13 protein-coding genes and 1 pseudogene are annotated in these 20,417 nt (G+C 65.5%); 4 read left to right on the top strand and 10 right to left on the bottom strand.

Annotated elements, in window-relative coordinates:
- From yoaA to mrcB, 3 genes are all read right to left on the bottom strand, one after another.
- Positions 1–2,097, bottom strand: a complete 2,097-nt coding sequence (yoaA, locus tag ACVOLI_RS03145) for a DNA repair helicase YoaA (protein ID WP_481533491.1) — start codon at positions 2,095–2,097, stop codon at positions 1–3.
- Positions 2,098–2,249: 152 nt separating this feature from the next.
- Positions 2,250–2,783 carry a tetratricopeptide repeat protein gene (locus ACVOLI_RS03140; RefSeq protein WP_481533490.1) on the bottom strand — a complete coding sequence of 178 codons (534 nt, stop codon included), beginning with the start codon at positions 2,781–2,783 and terminating at the stop codon, positions 2,250–2,252.
- A gap of 8 nt (positions 2,784–2,791) precedes the next feature.
- Positions 2,792–5,218 carry a penicillin-binding protein 1B gene (gene mrcB / locus ACVOLI_RS03135; protein WP_481533489.1) on the bottom strand — a complete coding sequence of 809 codons (2,427 nt, stop codon included), beginning with the start codon at positions 5,216–5,218 and terminating at the stop codon, positions 2,792–2,794.
- A gap of 96 nt (positions 5,219–5,314) precedes the next feature.
- Here mrcB and ACVOLI_RS03130 point away from each other — a divergent pair, with 96 nt between their 5' ends.
- The gene (locus ACVOLI_RS03130) at positions 5,315–7,417 is read left to right on the top strand and encodes a glycosyltransferase (RefSeq protein ID WP_481533488.1); all 2,103 of its coding nucleotides are present in this window, start codon (positions 5,315–5,317) and stop codon (positions 7,415–7,417) included.
- Between the two features lie 117 nt (positions 7,418–7,534).
- Here the strand turns inward: ACVOLI_RS03130 and glyA are convergent.
- The 4 genes and pseudogenes from glyA to ACVOLI_RS03110 form a co-directional block, all read right to left on the bottom strand.
- Positions 7,535–8,800, bottom strand: a pseudogene (glyA, locus tag ACVOLI_RS03125) (serine hydroxymethyltransferase).
- A gap of 47 nt (positions 8,801–8,847) precedes the next feature.
- The gene (locus ACVOLI_RS03120) at positions 8,848–9,543 is read right to left on the bottom strand and encodes a glutamine amidotransferase (protein WP_481533487.1); all 696 of its coding nucleotides are present in this window, start codon (positions 9,541–9,543) and stop codon (positions 8,848–8,850) included.
- Complete coding sequence (locus tag ACVOLI_RS03115) at positions 9,540–10,355, bottom strand: YggS family pyridoxal phosphate-dependent enzyme (protein WP_481533486.1); 816 nt, start codon at positions 10,353–10,355, stop codon at positions 9,540–9,542. The genes ACVOLI_RS03120 and ACVOLI_RS03115 overlap by 4 nt, the downstream gene beginning before the upstream one ends.
- Positions 10,348–11,592: a benzoate/H(+) symporter BenE family transporter gene (locus ACVOLI_RS03110; protein WP_481533485.1), complete on the bottom strand. Its 1,245-nt coding sequence runs from the start codon at positions 11,590–11,592 to the stop codon at positions 10,348–10,350. Before ACVOLI_RS03110 ends, ACVOLI_RS03115 begins: the two co-directional genes overlap by 8 nt.
- A gap of 104 nt (positions 11,593–11,696) precedes the next feature.
- Between ACVOLI_RS03110 and pdxR the strand changes: the two genes are divergently transcribed.
- On the top strand, positions 11,697–13,184 hold the full coding sequence (pdxR, locus tag ACVOLI_RS03105; RefSeq protein WP_481533484.1) for a MocR-like pyridoxine biosynthesis transcription factor PdxR: 1,488 nt from the start codon (positions 11,697–11,699) through the stop codon (positions 13,182–13,184).
- A gap of 131 nt (positions 13,185–13,315) precedes the next feature.
- On the opposite strand, the gene ACVOLI_RS03100 is transcribed toward pdxR, so the two are convergent.
- Both ACVOLI_RS03100 and ACVOLI_RS03095 read right to left on the bottom strand, forming a co-directional pair.
- Positions 13,316–14,863, bottom strand: a complete 1,548-nt coding sequence (locus ACVOLI_RS03100; protein ID WP_481533483.1) for a hypothetical protein — start codon at positions 14,861–14,863, stop codon at positions 13,316–13,318.
- Between the two features lie 13 nt (positions 14,864–14,876).
- Positions 14,877–17,033 (bottom strand): RelA/SpoT family protein, encoded by a 2,157-nt coding sequence (locus ACVOLI_RS03095; RefSeq protein WP_481533482.1) that lies wholly within the window; start codon positions 17,031–17,033, stop codon positions 14,877–14,879.
- Between the two features lie 61 nt (positions 17,034–17,094).
- Between ACVOLI_RS03095 and ACVOLI_RS03090 the strand changes: the two genes are divergently transcribed.
- Positions 17,095–17,610 (top strand): hypothetical protein, encoded by a 516-nt coding sequence (locus ACVOLI_RS03090; RefSeq protein ID WP_481533481.1) that lies wholly within the window; start codon positions 17,095–17,097, stop codon positions 17,608–17,610.
- A gap of 77 nt (positions 17,611–17,687) precedes the next feature.
- Complete coding sequence (locus tag ACVOLI_RS03085; RefSeq protein ID WP_481533480.1) at positions 17,688–18,218, top strand: DUF4124 domain-containing protein; 531 nt, start codon at positions 17,688–17,690, stop codon at positions 18,216–18,218.
- Positions 18,219–18,230: 12 nt separating this feature from the next.
- Here the strand turns inward: ACVOLI_RS03085 and ACVOLI_RS03080 are convergent.
- The coding region (locus ACVOLI_RS03080) for a DUF3418 domain-containing protein (RefSeq protein WP_481533479.1) at positions 18,231–20,417 on the bottom strand (2,187 nt) is incomplete at its 5' end.

Here is a 20,417-nt window from a genome sequence, read left to right as displayed (position 1 = left end):
TCAGGAAAGGGAGAACGGCGGCGCTTCGGAGCCAGCGTCGGCCGGGGCCGTCGCGCTGGCAGAATCTGCCTCCGGCGCCCATTGTCGCGCAAAGAAGGCCTGCACATCGGCCAATGCGCGGGTGCGGCGGAAGGGCGGCAGTGAGTCCAGGAAGATCCGCCCGTAGCCGCGTGACAGCAGGCGCGGGTCACACAGCACCAGCACGCCGCGGTCGGTCTCGCTGCGGATCAACCGGCCAACGCCCTGCTTGAGCGCGATCACCGCCTGCGGCAGTTGCTCATCGCGGAACGGATTGCCGCCCTGGCGGCGGATCGCATCCAGCCGCGCTTCGAATACCGGGTCATCAGGGGCAGCAAACGGCAGCTTGTCGATCACCACCACGCTCAGCGCATCGCCAACCACATCCACGCCTTCACGGAAGCTGGCCGCGCCCAGCAGCACACCATTGCCCGACTCACGAAAGCGCTGCAGCAGGCTAGCGCGTGGCGCCTCACCCTGCACGAACAGCGGCCAAGGGCCGTCGCGCAGCGCATCGGCGGCCTCACGCAGCGCGCGGTGCGAGGCAAACAACAGGAATGCCCTGCCCTGCGACGCTTCCAGCACCGGCCGCAAGGTGGCGATCAAGGCCGCACCGTAACCTCGCGCAGCCGGATCGGGCAGCTGCTGTGGCAGATAGCACAGGGCCTGCTGCTGCCAATCAAAAGGACTGGGCTGGACCAGGGTATCCGGGTCATCCAGGCCCAGGCGTTTGGACAGGTGTTCAAAGCCGCCATCCACGGTCAGCGTGGCCGAAGTGAACACCCAGGCCGCCATCGAGCGCAGACGGTGCTCGCGCAACGGGCCGGACACATCCATCGGCGTGCGCTGGCAGCGGAAGCCGCGCGGGGTCAGCTCGTACCACAGCACATCGTTGCCATCATCGACGGGGAACAGCGAATCGCTGGCGGCTGGTGCGGCACTATCTTCCGGCGCGACTGCAACCTCATCGATATCCCACGCATCAACCGCGCCACTGTCGCCGTCATCCAACCAGCGCGACAGCCGTGACACGCCTTCCAGCGCACGTGCATGACAGGCATCCAGGCCCGGCGAGGCTTCGCGCACAAAATTCAATGCATCGCGCAGCTGCGCCATCGCCGCAGCAACCGCATCAAAACCCTCGGCCACCGCAGGCACTGCCAGGGCGCGCCAGCGGGTGCCGCGCTGCGGCAGTTTCTCCATCGCCTCGCGCAGTTCGCGCAGGGCCAGCTCAAGCGTCGCCACGGGTTGTTGCAGAGTGGCCTGCGCGCCAGCGACGCTGCGGCATTCGGCCATGCAGTCGCGCGCCAGTTCCTGCCACGGACGCATGCCGAAGCCTTCACCGAAGAAGTTCGCGGCAAGCTCCGGCAGCTGGTGTGCCTCGTCGATGACGAAGGCCTGCGCGCCGGGCAGGATCTCGCCGAAGCCCTCCTGCTTGAGCGCCAGATCGGCCAGCAGCAGGTGGTGATTGACCACCACCAGATCCGCTTCCTGCGCCCGCTGCCGCGCCTGCACCACGAAGCAGTCGCCCCAGAACGGGCAATCGGTGCCCAGGCAGTTATCCACGGTCGAGGTGACCATCGGCAGCAAGGGCGAATCATCGGCCAGCCCGTCCAGCTCGGCCATGTCGCCGTACTGGGTGCGGCCGGACCAGGTGAGGATGCGCTGGAACTGCGCCACCTGCTCGGTCGAGGTGAAGCGCGGCTCGCCGCGTGCCTGATCCAAGCGATAGCGACATAGGTAATTCGCGCGGCCCTTCAGCAGCGCAGATCGATGACCGACACCCAATGCGGCGCGCACGCGCGGCAGATCACGGTGGTAAAGCTGGTCCTGCAGCGCGCGGGTGCCGGTGGAGACGATGGTCTTCAAACCGGACAGCAAGGCCGGTACCAGGTAGGCGTAGGTCTTGCCGGTTCCGGTACCGGCTTCGGCCAGCAGCACATCGCGCTGCTGGAAGGTCTCGGCGATGGCGCCAGTCAAACGCAGCTGCGCGGGCCGCGGCACGAAGGCATCGAGCTGGCGCGCAAGCGCGCCACCTTCACTGAGTGCTTCGCAGCTGGCGGTGACCAGGGAGGACATGGCTCAAGCGCCGGGAATGGTGAATCGAGAATGGGGAATGGCGGCTGGCCTCAATCGAAACGGTGATCGCGCCATGGCGCTGACGGAGTACACCCTCGCCCTGCGATCACGCACTTTCATTCCCTGTTCCCAACTCCCGATTCCCGGCGCGCTCAAAAACGCTTGATCCCCGGCACGGTGCAGCCTTCGATCTGCGCATGCGCGGAGACGGCATTCTCTTTTTCGGCGCGGGCCAGACGCGATTGTTCGATGGTGGCCCAGTGGCGACGGCACAGCGGACCAGTGCGCGAGCCCAGATCCACCGCCTTCCTGGCCAAGGTCTCGGCGCGCGCCCAATCGGCCTGCAGCAGGGCGATTTCGGCACGTTCCTGCAGGATGCCCGGATCATCGGTCACCTGCAGCAGTGCTTCGTTCAGGGCTTCGGCGGCACCGGCCAGGTCACCGGCCTTGCGCAGGGCGATGGCGGTCTGGCGCAGATCATCCACCTGCGCATCTCGCAGCGGCTGCACTGACAGCTCGGTGTCATCGACGCCGGCGATGGCATCGACCGCAGCCAGACGCTGGGTCGGCGTGGTGTTGTCGACTACCGCCGGCTTTGCTGCCGGTGGTGCGCTGACGCAGCCTGCGAGTGACAGGGAAGCTGCAGCAGCAAGCAGCGCGTAGCGGATCAAAGACTTGGTATTCATGGGCGGGATTATCGCGCAGGCGTCTGCGCAGCGGGGGCCGCAGCCGGTTCAGGTTCCTTGCGATCCAGTCCCAGCCAACCACGCCAGCCGCCGCCGGACTGCTCCTGCGCACCGTCAGCACCCTCTTCCAGCGGCACTTCCGCCGGCACAGCACAGGGCACGTACTGCGGCGCATAGCCAACCACGAACGGGAAGCGACGCGCGCCCGGGCAGGATTCGTCGGTGGCATTGCTGCCTGCCGCTTCCACGTACTGCCAGTCCAGGCCCTTGTTGTTCACCTGCAGGGCTTTGCTCGGCAGGTTGCGGAAGATACCCGACCACACCCGCATCGCACCGGAAGCGCCAAACAAACCGGTCTGCTCGTTCTGGTCGTTGCCCATCCAGATCACCGCCAGATGGTCACCGGTATAACCGGCGTACCAGCTGTCACGGCCGTCGTTGGAAGTACCGGTCTTGCCGGCGGCCTGCAGCCGCGACAGGCCTGCGGCGTTCAAGCCCGAGGCAGTGCCACTGGACACCACCTGTTGCAGGCCGACACTGATCAGGTTGGCGGCGATCGAGTCGCCCTCCTGTGCCGGCGCCGGGCTCTTGTCATAGCGCTTGAGCAGCTTGCCCTGCGCATCGACCACGCCACGCACCGCATGCAGCGGCTGGATTTCACCGCCGGAGGCGAGGAACTGGTACAGCTGGGCCATGCCGTAAGGGCTCTGGTCCGTGGAACCCAGGATCACCGCCGGATTGGACTCGGCCTTGAGCCCGGCCAGCACATTGATCAACTGGGTCAGCCGTTCCGGCCCGACCTGCATGCCAACGCGCACGGTGGCCTGATTGTAGGAACGGGCCAACGCATCGATCAGCCGCACCGTACCGTGACTGCGGTTGTCGGCATTGCCCGGCGTCCAGTTGCGGCCGCGGCTGAGCTTGACGGTAACCGGGGAGTCATCGACCCAACTGGCCAGCGAGTAGCGATCCGGCTGAGCCAATGCCAGCAGGTAGACGAAGGGTTTGAGCAGCGAACCAACCTGCCGCTGCGCGTCGATGGCGCGGTTGAAGCCCGGTTCGGATACATCACGGCTGCCGACCACGGCCAGCACGTCACCATTGTGCACGTCAGTGACCACCAGGCCGGTCTGCAGCTCCGGGCGACGCTTGTTCTCCAGCGCCTTGATGGTGTGCGCCACCGCACCCTCGGCATAGGCCTGGGCCGACGGCGACATGCCGGTGAAGACATTCAGGCCGGCGCCTTGCAGCACGCTTTCCGGGTAATCGTTGCCCAGCTGGCGACGTACCAGGTCGACATAGGCCGGGAACCGGTTGGCGGCAGCGATACCCGCCGTCTTGGACACGCCCAGCGGCGCCTTGAGGGCACGCTGGTACTCGGCATCGTCGATCAATTTGTTTTCGTGCAGCTTGCCCAGCACGAAGTTGCGGCGGTCCAGCGCATTCTCGGGATTGCGCCGCGGGTCGTAGAACGATGGGCCTTTGACCAGACCGATCAGCAAGGCGATCTGCTCGCTGCTCAGCGAGTTGAGGTCGCGGCCAAACCAGAACTCGGCACCGGAGGACACGCCATGGATGGCCTGCTTGCCGCGCTGGCCCAGGTAGACCTGGTTGAGGTAGGCCTCAAGAATGGTGGACTTGTCGTAGCGCGCTTCCATGATCAGCGCGTACAGCACCTCGTTGAACTTGCGGGTGATGGTCTGTTCCTTGCCGATGCCGAGCAGGCCGCTGCGGGCCAGCTGCTGGGTCAAGGTGCTGGCGCCCTGCCTGGTCTCACCACCCGTACGGATGGTCACCCACACCGCGCGCGCGATACCGCTCAGATCAATGCCGTGGTGACGGGCAAAGTCCTTGTCTTCCACCGCCTGCAGGCCGGTGACCAGCAACTCCGGCACGTCACCCACCCGCACCAGCCGGCGCTCTTCCTGCTTCTGCCCGTACAAGGTGGCGATACGTGCCGGGTCCAGGCGCGCAGCTTTCAGCGCCTTGCGGCTGTCGGCATCGCGCAATGAAGCCACCTGACCGCCGGAAACCACCACGTCCACCTTGCGCGCGGCGACATTGCCGTCAACGTCGACATAGCCTCGGCTGGAAATACTGAAGCTGCCGCCCTGCACCTTGTAGGTGCCGGGACTGTTGCCAGCGCCATCATCCCGGTAACCGGACGCCGCCAGCTCGGTCTTCAGGGTATTGGGATTCATCGCCGTGCCCGGACTGAGCACCAGCGGCCGCGCATAGACGCGGGTGGGGATCTGCCAACGCAGCTCGCCAAAACGCTGGCTGACCTGACTGTTCAGGTAGAGCGTATACGGGATCATGAAACCCAGCCCCAATGCGGCTGCGGCCAATCCCCAGGTGATCAAGCGGCTCCGCCACACAGGGCTGTTGCCGTCGGTATCGTCTTCGAACTGGTCGGAATCGTGGCGTCGTGGCACAGGGATGCGAGAATGTGGTTTGCAATGAGTCTAACGCAGCCGCATCCCCGGGGGCGTTGGCTGTCAGTTCCCTGCTTAAGCTGGAGTTCCAAAGGAATGTCGATTTCGCTGGCCGATGCGCGCTACGCCGTCAACCGCATCATCGGCCTGATCCGTCGCGGTCTGGCCAGCCTGCGAACGCGCGGCTGGCGGGCAACCCTGCACCGGGTTGGGGTGCATACCCGTCGCCAACCGCCGGCTCAGCGCGCGCCCCTGTACTTCCCTGACAACGCCCCCTTTGCGCCGTTCAGCGTGCCACGCAGTGACCGTCCGAGGGCCAGCATCGTCATTCCGGTCTACAACCATTGCGCACATACGCTGGCCTGCCTGCGTGCCTTCGCCGCGCATCCGCCGGCTGCCAGCTGCGAGATCCTGGTGATCGATGACGGCAGCAGCGACAGCACCCGCGCCTGGATGCAGCAGATCGATGGGCTGCGTTACCACCTGCGGGCGCAGAACGGCGGCTTCATCGCCGCCTGCAACGACGGTTTGCGGCTCAGTCGCGGCGACTACGTGGTGCTGTTGAACAACGACACCATTCCCCAACCCGGCTGGCTGGACGCGCTACTGGAAACCTTCGACCGCGTGCCGGAAGCCGGCCTGGTCGGCGCCCAGCTGCTGTATCCGGACGGCCGCCTGCAGGAATCGGGCGGTGTCGTCTTCGCCGATGGCAGCTGCTGGAGCTACGGTCGTTTCGAGTCGGCCGAAGACCCCCGCTACAGCGCGCTGCGTGATGCCGACTATTGTTCCGGCGCAGCGCTGGCCATACCGCGAGTGCTGTTTGAAGAGCTGGGCGGCCTGGACAGCGTGTATGCACCGGCCTACTACGAAGACACCGACCTGGCCTTCAAGGTGCGCGCAGCCCGGCGCCGCGTGCTGGTGCAACCCTCCAGCCGCGTCGTACACGATGAAGGCACCAGCAATGGCACCGACACCAGTTCGGGGGTCAAGGCCTACCAGGTCCGCAATCAAACCGTGTTCGCCGCCAACTGGCAGGATGCACTTGCAGCGCAGCCCGCACCCGGCAGCGTGCCATCCCCTGCCTTGTTGCATCGGCGCCAGCGGCAGATCCTGATCATCGATGAGTGCCTGCCACAACCTGACCGCGACTCGGCCTCGCTGCGCCAGTTCAACCTGATCCGCATGCTGCTGAACGAAGGCGCGCATGTGGTGTTCCTACCCACCCGCGGTGAGCCCGCAAGCCCTGCCAGCCAAGCGCTGCAGGCAATAGGCGTGGAGGTCTGGCACGCCCCCTTCCTCGCCGGCGTGGGCAGCTGGTTGCGCGACAATGGCAAACGTTTCGCGGTGGTCCTGCTGGTGCGTTACCACGTTGCCAACGAATGCCTGCCCTTGCTGAAGCAGTTTGCCCCGCAGGCACGCACCGTGTTCGATACCGTCGACCTGCACTACCTGCGCGAGCGCCGTGGTGCCGAGCTGGCCCGCGACCAGCGCCTGCTGCGTAGTGCAGAGCGTACCCGCGCCAGCGAGCTGGCGGTGATGGCAACCACCGATGTGACCCTGTTGGTCAGCGCCGCCGAAAAAGAGCAACTGGTGACCGACGCACCGCAGGTGCAGGTCGAGCTGATCTCCAATCTGCATGAAGTCGCTGGCGCTGGCCAGGGCTGGGCACAGCGGCATGATCTGGTGTTCGTCGGCGGCTTCCGCCATCCACCGAATCTGGATGCGATGACCTGGTTCATCGGCGAGGTGTTCCCGCTGATCCATGCCCAGCGTCCGGAGATCCAATTCCACTGCATCGGCGCCGATGTACCTGACAGCATCCATGCACTGGCCGCTGGCAGCCCCGGCGTGCAGGTACATGGCTATGTGCCCGATGTAGTTCCCTTCATGACCGGCATGCGTGTTGCGGTGGCGCCGCTGCGCTTCGGCGCCGGGGTCAAGGGCAAGGTCAACCTGAGCATGGCCCACGGCCAGCCAGTTGTGGCCACCACCTGCGGCGTGGAAGGCATGCACCTGCAGGACGGCCAGGACGTGCTGGTTGCCGATGGCAGCCAGGCCTTTGCCGACGCAGTCCTGCGCCTGTATGACGACGCGGCGCTATGGCAACGCCTGTCGGATAACGGTCTGGCCAATATCGCCAGACACTTCTCGATGGATGCGGCGCGTCAGGCCGTGCAGCGCGTGTTTTTCTCTCCATAGCGCAGGTCACTCGTTCAATCACACCAGATTCAAGCGTGCGCACGCAGATCGCGGCGCACGCGTGCGGATCGACAGCGCTCAACGTTTGCCCAATCGTCGACGGGACAACCATCGAGCTCAGCGATACACCGGATAGCGCTGGCACAAGGTTGACACCTGCTCACGCACCTCGCCGGTCACTTCATCGAGCCTGCTCGAGTCCAAACTGTCGAGCACGTCGGCAACCAGGCCGGCCAACTGTTCGCATTCGGCGATGCCAAAGCCGCGCGTGGTCACCGCGGGTGTGCCGATGCGCACGCCCGAGGTCACGAATGGCGAACGCGGGTCATTCGGCACCGAGTTCTTGTTGGTAGTGATCCAGGCACGGGCCAGCGCCGCGTCCGCGTCCTTGCCTGTGAACGGCTTGCTGGACAGGTCGATCAGCATCAGGTGGTTGTCGGTGCCGCCGGAAACGATGCGGTAACCTCGCTGCTGCATCACCGCCGCCATCGCCCGTGCATTGGCTATCACCCGCCGCTGGTAGGTCTTGAACTCCGGCCGCAGCGCTTCCTTGAAGGCAATCGCCTTGGCCGCGATCACATGCATCAGCGGCCCACCCTGGATGCCTGGGAATACCGCCGAGTCCAGCCGCTTGTTGAAGTCCGCATCCTGCCCCTTACTGAGAATGATGCCCCCGCGCGGCCCGCGCAGGGTCTTGTGGGTGGTGCTGGTCACCACATGTGCGTGTGGCAGCGGATCTGGATACTCGCCAGCCGCAACCAGCCCGGCCACGTGCGCCATGTCCACCCACAACAGTGCACCAGCCTTGTCGGCAATCGCGCGCATGCGCGCCCAGTCCTTGTGTCGCGAGTACGCCGAGAAGCCACCGATGAGCAGCTTGGGCCTGCTCTGCATCGCGATGCGTTCCATCTCCTCGTAATCAATCAGTCCACTCGCAGGATCAAGTCCGTACGGCACGATGCGGTAGTGACGGCCCGAAAAGTTGGATGGGTTGCCGTGGGTCAGATGTCCGCCCTGCGCCAGGTTCATTCCCATCACCGTGTCACCCGGATTGGCCAACGCCAGGAACACCGCCGCATTGGCCTGTGCACCGGCATGCGGCTGCACATTGGCGTAGTCGCAGTTGAACAGCTGCTTGACTCGTTCCAGCGCCAGCCGCTCGGCCACGTCCACGTTCTCGCAGCCGCTGTAATAGCGCTTGCCAGGGTAGCCCTCGGCATACTTGTTGGTGAACACCGAATCCTGGATCGCCATCACCAGCGGACTGGCATAGTTCTCCGAGGCGATCAGTTCGACGTGATCATGCTAGCGCTGCTGTTCGGCCGCCAGCGCCGACGCCAGCTCGGGGTCGAAATCGGCCAGATCGTTGGATGTGTCATACATGGCAGTTGCTCCTGTGCTTGAGTTGTTCGGTGGAATACTCGACTCCGCTACCGGCTTGGCAGCGCATCCAGCCAAGTGCCAAATACAGCCCGCGCTGCCAATGGCAAGCTCGGTGCCGCGGCCTCGGCCTGCCTGCGCAATACACAAGGATCGATACCGGCCTGAGCAAGCTCACAGGCATGTCCGACCAGCCACTGTTCGATCTGCTGCGGCTGCGCCTCCAGATGGCACTGCAGCGCGAGCACATGCTCACCGACGCTGAATGCTTGATTCGCGCACAACGCGGTCCCGGCCAGAGGCGTAGCTCCCTCGGGAATCTCAAAGCGGTCGCCGTGCCAATGCAGCACCGGCACCTGCTCCAGGCCAGCCAACGCAGAAGCCCTGCCCTGCGCGGTCAGCGTCAACGGTGCGAAGCCGATCTCTTTCAGCCCCATGCTGGCAACCTCCGCACCCAGCGCGCGTGCGATCAGCTGCGCACCGAGGCATATACCCAACAGCGGCAGCCCGCGCTGCAGTTGCCGCTGGATCAACGCCAGCTCATCAAGCAGAAATGGATACTCGCGCTCGTCGAATGCAGCTATCGGCCCGCCGAGCACGACCAGCAGGTCGGGCTCCTCCTGAATGTGCAGATCATCGCTGGCTGCCTCCAGATAACGCACGCTGTAGCCACGTTCGTGCAACAGCGGCCGCAAGGCGCCAAGGTCTTCGAAATGCAGATGGCGTATGGCGAGGGCAGTCTTCATTGCCCTGCCTCCGCAGCCACGCCGTCACTTGGCCAGTAGTAGCTGTCTGGAAGCGGCCGCGCACCGAATATCGCTTGGCCGACGCGCACCACGGTGGCACCCTCCTCTATCGCGATCTCGAAGTCGCCCGACATGCCCATCGACAATTCATTCAACGAATCACCAACCGCTGTCTCCTGGCGCAATCGATCGCGCAGTTCGCGCAGCTGCACGAAGCAGCGGCGCACGCGCGCGGCCTCGGCCGAGAACACCGCCAGCGTCATCAGGCCACGCACGCGCAACGCCGGATAGGCACCCAGCGCCTGCACATACGCGGCCACCGCATCCGGCGCCAGCCCGTATTTACTGGCCTCGCCCGAGGTATTGACCTGCACATAGACATCCAGCGAGCGGCCTTCAACCTGTAGCCGACGTTCCAACGCCTCGGCCAGGCGCAGGCTGTCCAACGCCTGGAACTCGCTGGCGAAGCGCGCAACGAGTTTTGCCTTGTTGGTCTGCATATGACCGATGATCGACCATTGCAGGTCATCCAGATCCTGCATTGCCTGCCATTTGCCCGCAGCCTCCTGCACTTTGTTTTCGCCCAGCACGCGGCAGCCGGCGGCATGGGCCAGGCGCAGGCTGGCTTCGGGTTTGGTTTTGCTGACCGGCAACAGGCGCACCTGCGCCGGATCACGACCAACGCGCAGGCAGGCGGCGTCCATGCGCGCGCGCACCGCGGCCAGGTTGTGGCGAAAATCCTCCACCGTCGCCGCCTGCGGGTAGCGCCCATGTTGCGCGTGCCGGGTCTGGGTGGATGGCGAATCAGCCATTGGCCTGCTCCTGTTTGTTGGCGTGGCCGTGGGCTGGCTGGCTTCTCGGCGACCAGCGCCCATGCAACAGGGCATGCGCCACCAAACCGATAAGCAAACCCCAGAATGCGCCACCGATGCCGAGCAAGGTGATGTTGGCGGCTGCCGCCAGGAAGGTGATCAGCGCCGCTTCGCGCGTGCGCGGCTCGGCCAGCGCCGTGGCCAGGCTGCCGCCTATCGTGCCCAGCAGTGCCAGCCCGGCCAGGGTGGCAATAAAGGTCGCCGGCAGTGCCATGAACACCGCGGCCAAGGTCACCCCAAACACCCCGACCAGGATGTAGCACAGGCCCGCGGCAACCCCGGCAATCCAACGCCGCGAAGGGTCTTCATGCGCTTCGCGGCCGGTTGCGATTGCGGCGGTTATCGCAGCGATATTGAAAGCATGCGAACCGAACGGCGCCATCAGCAGGGAACCGAGTCCGGTGACCGCCACGATTGGATTGGCGCTGGTCTTGAAGCCGTCGTTGCGCAGTACCAGCATGCCGGGCATGTATTGGCCGGTCAGGGTGATCAGGAACAACGGCAGCGCCACGCTGAGCAGCGCATTGAGCGAGAACACGGGCGTTGTCAGAACCGGTTTGGCCAGCTGCAGAGACACCGCCGACAGATCCAGCCGGCCCTGCAGCCACAGGAACGCCAACCCCAGCAGCAAGATGCCGACAATGGCATAGCGCGCACTGACGCGCTTCAGCAACAGATAGGCCACGATCAACAAGCCTGCGAGCAGCGGATCAACGGCAAGCCCGGCAAACGCACGCGTGCCGAACTGCACCAGGATGCCGGCCAGCAGGCCGGCGGCCACCCCGGCAGGAATCAATCGGATCAGCCGGTCGAACCAGCCTGACAGGCCCAGCACCACGAAGGCAGCGGCTGAAATCAGGTAAGCACCGATCGCTTCGTTGTACGGCGTTGTCGCCAGCGCCGTTACCAGAAAGGCTGCGGCAGGCGTGGACCACGCGGTGATGATCGGCGCACGACTCAGCCAGCTCAGCAGCAGCCCGCTGACCCCAACGCCAATCGACAGCGACCACACCCAGGACGCGGTCAGCTCGGGGCTGAGCCCGGCCACCTTGGCCGCCTGGAATACCAGGATGAAGGTGCCACCGTAGTTGACGATGACCGAGACCAGCCCGGCAACGATGGGATGGATCAGGTCAGCCGGGCGCGCGGCCCGGAAGGAAGCAGCGGCAGACGGCATGGCGAAGTTCGAACTCCTGGTGGACGCCGGCGCGGCGGGTCCGTTTTTATAGGCCTAGAATGGCCTGATTGATCCCGCCACTTTCTGCACATAGGCCAGACCAATTGTTCAGGCACGCACAACTTGAATCGGTGAAGGCCTGGGTCGTCGACCCGGCACAGCGGAGCCTGCCACTGCATGTCCGCATCCAGCGCGCGGTACGCCAGCTGATCCTCGACGGCGCCCTGGATGCGAGCAGACCGTTGCCGGCTTCACGCGCCCTTGCTGCCTCGCTGGGCGTATCGCGCGACACGGTGGAAGCGGCTTATGGCCAGTTGCATGCCGAGGGTTTCATTGAACGCCGGGTTGGCAGCGGCAGCTTCGTCGCAGAGGGTGCGCGCCGCCTGGGTGGACGCGGCACCGCACACCGCAGCAGCTCCATGCAACAACCATTGCGGCTGAGTCAGCGCGGCGCTGCCATGCACCGCAATGGCGGGGTGCGTGAGTTCCTTGCGCCGCGCGCATTCGTTCCCGGCGTGCCGGAAACCCGCAACTTCCCCTTGGCGATCTGGGAGCGACTACAACGCCAGGTGCTGAAGGAATGGGGCAGCGCTGCCCTGTTGCATAGCCCGCCACAAGGCATGCCGCCGCTGCGCAAGGCAATCGCCGACTACGTCAACCTGGAACGCGGCGCCCACGCCAGCCCGGAGCGGGTGCTGGTGGTGACCAGCTCACAGCAGGCATTGACCCTGTGTGCCAGCGTGCTGCTCGATCCCGGCGAGCAAATCTTCATCGAGGACCCCGCCTATCACGGTGCGCGCAAGGCGTTTGATGCTGCCGGGCTGGACTGCGCGCCCATACCCGTGGATGTCGATGGCATGCGTGTGGACCTGCTGCGCGACGCGCAGCAGCGCGCACGGGCGGTGTTCCTGACACCCTCGCACCAGTTCCCCAGCGGCGCGACGCTGGCGCTGGAACGACGCCTGCAGATCATCGAATGGGCCAGGCGACATCAGGCCTGGATCATCGAAGACGACTACGACAGCGAGTTCCATTACGCAGGCAGACCAATGGCCTGCGTGCAGGGATTGGATGCGCACCAGCGCACCATCTACATCGGCACCTTCACCAAGTCGCTGTTCCCCGGCCTGCGCATCGGCTTCATGGTATTGCCGACCGAGCTGGTTGCGCCGATGACCATCGCGCGCACCTTGCTGGACGGACATAGCGCACCAATTCCGCAGCTGACACTGGCGCGTTTCATGGAAGGCGGGCATTTCGGTGCGCATGTGCGGGCCATGCGCGCGATCTATTGCGAGCGCCGCGATGTGTTGGCTAGGCTGGTGCGCCGACATCTGAAGGATTTCGTGGAGCCGCGCGTGCCCGATGGCGGCATGCAGATGCCCTGCGTCTTCATCCGCGATATACCCGAGCAGCAGGCCATCGATGCAGCGCGCCGCGCCGGGATCGATCTGCTTGGGCTGAGCGGCCTGCATGCGTCCCGCGAGTCCGCCAGCGCCGGCTTCCTGATGGGATTCGCCGCGCATACGCCCGGTGAGCTCGAAGCCGCGGTCAAGAAGCTTGCGCAGGTGCTGCGCGTGGTCGCCCGCTGAGGGCCAGAATCTGGATCATCGAGCGCGGTTTTGTAGAGCGCAGCCATGCTGCGCTGAGACTTTACCGGGAAAGCCTCAGCCGAGCATGGCTCGGCACTACCGGGATCGCGTGGCGGGCCTGCTCGCTGCCATCAACGCAGGGCGTTGCGGACCCGCTCGCTGAAGCCGGCAATTTCCGGCGTCGCCGGATCGATCTCACGTGCCTGCAGCAGCGCCTGCTGTGCAAAGGCGGTGTCGCCGCCTCCCAAACGCTCGCTGCCAACCGCGATCCAGCGCTGCGCCAGCCGTCGCCGCGCCGGTGCCAATGCAGGATCAGTCGGGGCAAGCGCCTGCCAGGCATCCAGGCAGGTACGTGCTGCACGCAGGCGATTGCCGCGCAGGTTGTCGTCCAGGCAGGTGCGCGCGGCCGGAAGTATCCTCGCCGCCGCGCGTTTGACCCGCGGGTCCTGCGGTGCCAGCGCCTGTGCTGCCTTGAACCGGTCGTAGGCGCTGCTGCCCGGCGGCAACAACCATTGCTGGCGGGCCTCGGCTTCGTCGAGTTGTTTGAGCAGCGCCTTCAAGCGGCGTTCGCGCTCGGCGCCGGCAACCGGAGCCTCCATCGACTGCCGGGCCTGACGCGCGCGTTGCAGCACCTGTTCGGCAGGGCTCAGTTCGGCGCTGTCCGGCGCCAGTTCACGCGCGTGCTGGAGCGCGCGTTCAGCCGCTTCAAACTGAAAATCCGCAGCCAGGCGCAATGCTTCCTGCACCTGCGCATGGGCGATGCGCTGCAGCCCCTGGCGGGCGACCGGGTCCTCGCCTGCTGCCAGCACCTGCTGGAAAGCAGTGGCTGCGCGCTGCAGGCGGCCGCGCGCCAGGTCACGCTCGCCCTGCTGCCGACGCTGTTCCAGCGCGGCATTCATGACCGCCTTGACCCCCGGCAGATTGGCATGACCGGCGTCATAGTGCTCCACCCGCTGCAGCAAGGCCGCCGCTGCAGCCAGATCACCGCGATCCGCCGCCCGCGTGGCCTGGGTCAACAGGTCGGAGAGCACCTCGTCACGTCCTTCCAGCGCCTGCATCTTGTCCGGCTGCAGCGCCAGCACACGCTGGTACAGCGGCAAGGCCGCGTCGGCCGCATCATCCAGACGGCCCTGCGCCTGCGCGGCCTCGGCCTGCTGCAACAGCTGCTCGATGCCGTCATGCCCGCGCACCGCCTGCTGCAGCCTGGCCGCGAGCAGATCAATCTCGGCGGAAGGTGCCTGCAGTTGCCGCGCCAGCGCCAGGCTGGCCGCAGCCGCCTCGCGATCGCCTGCCGCCAACTGTGCGCGCGCCTGTGCAAGCGCTGCCTGCGCGGTCTGCACCAGCGCGTTGCGCACATCGCTGCGGTCCGGGTCCAGCGCGGCGGCGGCTTCAAACAGTTCACGTGCCCCGCGCCCGTCGGCGGCGCTCAAACGCCCCTCGCGCAGCGCCTGGCGGCCGTCATCGAGCAGTTGCTGGATCTTGGTTTCCGGCCACAACCAGTCGGCCAGCGGCTGCCGGAACAACGCCAATAGCAGTGCCAAGGCGGCTACGCCGATGGCGATCGAACGCCAGGCACGCGGGCTGTTCCAGCCACGCGCCACCCACCAGCGCCCGTACAGCCGCAGCTTGTCGCCGAATGTCTCCAATCCCTGTTGGCCGCGCTGACGCCAGTTCTCCATGCGCCAAGCTTACCTATCCCAGCCTTCGCGCATCGTCTACGCCGGGCAAGGCATCGAGTTTTCCAAGCAGGGTGGACAGCTGGCCGTAGTCACTCACCTTCAAGCGCAGGCGCAATTGGATGCGTCCGCTCTCGCGCAGGTTGTCGCTGTTGATCTCCAGCACATAGGCATCCTCCTGCGCGATCAGGTTGGTGATGTCCTTCAACAGCCAGCGGCGGTCAACCGCGCGCACCATCACATCCACCTCATAGCCGGTGCCGGTACGTCCCCATTCGACCGGCAATACCCGTTCCGGATGGGCGGCCGACAAGCGCGCCAGCGACGCGCAGTCCATGCGATGCACGGTGACACCACGGGTGCGGGTGAGGTAGCCGGTGATCGGCTCACCGGCCACCGGTTGGCAGCAACGCGCCAACTGCACCAGCAGATTGCCCACGCCCTGCACGGTGAAATCGGACTTGCCGATGCTGCCACGGCGCGCAGTCGGCCTTGGCAGTACCGGTGCTGCCGGTTGCGAGGCGGCTTTTTCGGCCTCCAGCAGCGCGCGGCTGACCTGGTTGGGTCCGGTATCGCCCAGCGCAACCTGGATGTACAGATCGTCGACGCTGTCGGCGTGGAACTTGCGCGCCGCCACCATCAGGTCCGAATGCTGCAGGCCCAATCGCTTCAATTCACGGTCCAGAAGCTCACGGCCGGCCTGCACATTGCGGGCACGGTCGAGCTTGTGGAACCAGTTGCGGACCTTTTCGCGCGAACGCCCGCTGGCCAGGAAACCATTGGACACCAGCAGCCAGTCGCGCCGGGGGTCAGCTTCCTTGCCGGTGAGGATCTCGACGCGGTCGCCGCTGCGCAGGCGGTAGGTCAGCGGCACGATGCGGCCGTTGATCTTGGCGCCGCGGCAACGGTGCCCGACCATGGTGTGCACGTGGTAGGCGAAATCCAGCGGCGTGGCGCCCGCCGGCAGGTCCATCACCTCGCCTTTGGGGCTGAGCGCATAGACCCGGTCCTCGATCAGCTCGGCATCCAGCGCGCCGGCCAGATCATCCGCACTACCGGGCTCCTGGGCCTGCTCCAGCAACTGCCGCATCCAGGTGATCTTGCGATCGAAGGCCTTCTCCGCGCCCTTGCCGCCTTCCTTGTACTTCCAGTGCGCGGCCACGCCCAGTTCGGCCTGCGCATGCATTTCGTGGGTGCGGATCTGCACTTCGATGGTGCGACCTTCCGGGCCGATCACCGCGGTGTGCAGCGAGCGATAGTCATTGGCCTTGGGGCGCGCGATGTAATCGTCGAACTCACTGGGAATCGGCGTCCACAGCGCATGCACCACGCCGAGTGTGGCGTAGCAGGCGCCAACGTCATCGACCATCACCCGCACCGCGCGCAGGTCATACAGCTGCTCGAAGGCCAGCTGCTTCTTCTGCATTTTCCGCCAGATGCTGTAGATGTGCTTGGGCCGGCCGCTGACTTCAGCGCCGATGCCCTGCTCGGCCAGGGCAGCCGACAGTTTCTTCTTCACCGCCTCGACATAGCGCTCACGGGCGATGCGGGTTTCGTCCACCTCGCGGGCGATATGGCGGTAGGTGTCCGGTTCGAGGAAGCGGAATGCCAGATCCTCCAGCTCCCACTTCAACTGCCAGATACCCAGCCGGTTGGCCAACGGCGCGTGGATATCGCGGGTCAGCTGGGCCAGCGCACGACGCTCCTCGGCCGGCAGTTTGTCGGCCGCACGCATGCAGGCCAACTGCCGGGACAGCAGGATGGGCACCACCCGCAGGTCATGGATGATCGCCAGCAGCAGCCGGCGCAGGCCTTCGCTGTTGCGGCCGGCTTCGCGCCCGGCATGCAGCGCCCACACCTGGTCCGCAGCCTCCTGCCCGTCCAGCAGCCCGGTCACCGCCGTGGTACTTGGCCCCAGCGGCAGCTCGGCCACGCGCGCGCGCAACCCGGGCAAATCAAACAGCAGGGCGGCGACGATCACACTTTCGTCGGCGGACAGCAGCGCCAGCGAGTCCAGGGTATCGGCAAGTACCGGCCAGGACAGGCGCGGCGACACATCCGTGTCCGCTTGCTGCCAGCAGGCCAGCAAGGCCTGGCGCAGCGGCTCGGACAGGGCACGGGTTGAGGCGCGCTGCAGCAGCGCTTCCAGGCCGGGGGTGGGGGAACTGTTCACAGCATTCAATTACGGTCGGATGCCCCTACACTAGCGCCCACCCTCTCTGGGAACAATGTTCATGAAGCTGCCCCGCCTTGCTGTCCTGCTTGCCGCCACCGCTCTGTCGTCGTACCCATTCACCGATGCACACGCCCAGCGCGTGGTGCAGGGGGATCTGCAACAGCAGATGTCCGCTGCCGAATTCGACGCCGCCGGCTTGAACAAGCTCAGCCCCGAGGAGCTGGTCACGCTCAACAACTGGTTGCAGGGCAAGGTGGCACAGGCTGCCAGTGTCGCCGTGGAACAGGCGCGCGAAGAAGGCCGCCAGGAAGTGATCGTCAAGAACCGCGGCTTTTTCGATTTCGGTTCCAAGGACCCCATCCAGGCAAACCTGGAAGGTGAGTTCCGTGGCTTCGGCAAGGGCCGTCAGTACACCCTGGACAACGGCCAGATCTGGGAACAGACCGATGATGCGCGTGCCGGCGGCGTGCACAAGCAAAGCCCGATGGTGCGTATCACCCCCGGCCTGATGAACGTGTGGTATCTACAGATCGATGGCCTCAACACCCGCGCCAAGGTCCGGCGCACCAAGTAAGCGCTCCTGCCCCGCCCCGGCCGCATCTGCCTGGGCAGGTATTTCCATGTTCTCCACTCTGTGAGCCTGCCTTCGCCATGCGTGTATTCGTTCTGACCCTGCTGTTGCTGCTACTGCCTGCCAGCGCGGCGGCCCAGGTGTACAAATGCAAAGGCAAATCCGGCGAAACCGTGTATTCCGAGCATCCCTGCGATGCCCGCGCCGAACCGATGAAGCTGCGTGACACACCCGTTTCCGCCCCCGCACCGCAACAGTCGGAAGCCAGCGAAGGCAGCAGTGGCAACGAGGGCGATGCGCCCCCGGCGCCAATCGATAGCAGGGAGCTGGCAGAAGCCCGCGAAGCCGAGCGCAGCTGCATCAGTACCGCCACAGCGTCCATCTATGGCTCATCCAATGATCGTGTCGGCACCCTGCAGCAGCAGATGGGCGTGCTCAGCGAACAGCTCGCTGCAGCCGAGGACGCGCAACGCAGCAAGGCCTTGCGGGAACGGATGGCAACCTTCCGTCAGGCCATCAGCCGCGAACATGCCAGCGCCCACGCGCAGATGAATACCGCCCGTCGCGCCTGCGTCCAGCAGCACCGTCCGGGAGCGGCGGTCGCGCGCTGAACGCAGCCGCGCTCAGCCGCGCAGTGCTGCCACCCGCTGCGCCAGCTTCTTGGCCGAGATACCGGAACGGAAGCCCAGCTCCTGGGCGAACAGCGATACCCGCAGCTCCTCGATGTCCCAGCGCAGGGCCGCCCACTGCGGTCGCTGCGCCAGTCCCTGCACACGCGCTTCCTGCAAGGCATCAACGAAGGGTTTGAGCTCCAGCATGCGTGCTTGGTCACGCGGCGGATCACGCTTGGCGCGTTCGGCACGCAGGATCATCGCCTTCAAGTAACGCGGGAACTGCGCCAGCGCATCGGCTGGTGTCTCGCGCAGGAAGCCCGCATGCACCAGACCGGCCAGCTGCGCCTGCATGTCGTCCAGGTTGCCGCGTGCCCAGCCCATCAACGGTGACTCCAGTTGTGGCTTCAACTCACCGGTCAGACCGAGGATGCTTTCGGCCAGCTTGAGCCGCTCCATCGCTTCGCCGAACAGGCGCTTGCCAGCGTCGGCACAGCGCTGCTGGAAGGCTTCCGGTGTGCGTATCGCTTCCAAGCCATCGGCCAACACCGCGTTTACCGCCGCATCGACCAGATCGCCACGCAGCCGCTCCTGCGACTCGATGGACGCATAAAGCAAGCCTGTCTTGGGCGACACAGGCAGCTGTTTGCGTGCCTGCTTGAGCTTGTCGGCCAAGGCGATCTCCAGCAGGCGGCGGACGCCTTGCGGATGCGCAAGCGCAGCTTCACTCTTGTCGGCGAAGATGCGCAGCGCAGCGGCCTCGCCGGTATCGACCAGCGCAGGATAGGCCGGCACCCCGGCTTCACCCGGAACCTGCTCGGGAATGGCGGTGGCTGGAAATTCGCGCAGCCCCTCAGCAGCCAGGGCCGCGCCTGCACGTGCAGCAAACGCGTTACCAGCGCGCTCGCCGAAGCGGGCACGCAGTGCATCCAGGTCACGTGACATGGCGAGCAGCTTCATCCCGTCCTTCTCGCCAGCGCCAGCCGATTTGCCGCGTGTTGCGCTACCAGATGCTGCTTCAAACAAACGCAGGTTCATGCGCAGGTGCGGATCCAATGCGTCCACATCAAAGTCCGTCGCAGCAACCATCGCCCCGGTAGCCTTGGACAGGAAGCGCGCCAGCTCACCACGGATGTCGTCAGCCGACGGCTGCGCCCAGGCTTCCGCAAACGCACGGCCAAAGTCCGGCGCCGGCACATAATTGCGGCGCATCGCCTTGGGCAGGCTGCGGATCAGGGCCGAGGCCTTGTCGGCGACAAAGCCGGGGGCAAGCCATGACAGGCGCGCCGGGTCCAGCGCATTGAGCAGGTGCAACGGCACATCGAGGGTGACGCCATCCTCCTCGCTACCCGGCTCGAAGCGGTAGTGCATGGCCAACCGTGCATCGCCCAACGGGAAATACTTCGGATAGCGATCCTGCTCACTGCCCTCGCCCGGCAACAGATCGGTCAGTGACCAGTGCAAGCTGCGGCGCTGTTCCGGCGATAAAGCTTTCCACCAGCCATCGAGCAGATTGGCCGAATGGATATGCGATGGCACCCGATCCAGGTACCAGCGCGCCTGCCAATCCTCGTCGGCAACGATACCGGCACGGCGCAGCTTGGCTTCCTCTTCGCGCGCCTGCTCCAGCAGCTTCATGTTGTCGGCGACAAAACCGGCGCGGGTATTGATCTCACCGGTGACCAGCGCCTGCCGCACGAAGATGTCGTGCGCTTCGCCTGGATTGATCCTGCCGTAATGCACCGGCTTTTTCGGTGCCAGCACCAGCCCGAACAGGCTGATCTGTTCCGAGGCCAGCACCTGCCCCTGGGCACGCGACCAATGCGGATCGAAGTGCTTGCGCGCCAGCAGATGCGGCAACTCGGCGATCACCCAATCCGGCTCGATCGAGGCATTGGTCATGCCCCAGACGCGCGCCGTATCCAACAACGTGGCACTGAGCACCCATGGCGGCGGCCGCTTGGCCAGGGCCGAACCCGGGAACAAATGGAAGCGACGCTGACGCGGCGCCTGGAAGTCGCCCTTGTCGGTGCGATGACCAATCTGGGTTGGCAGGCCTGCCAGCACTGCACGATGCAGCGTTTGATAGGCCGCTATGCGTACCTTGTCCGGGATGGAGTTAAGACCGGCTTTAAAACCGGGGTCAGAGTCGGGTTTCCCACTGACTCCTTCCGCGGCGGACAAAACTCGAGGGAAACC

The organism is Stenotrophomonas sp. STEN029, assembly GCF_056760015.1.
Note: the sequence above shows the minus strand (reverse complement) of the source record. Positions and strands in the feature narration are given on the sequence as shown.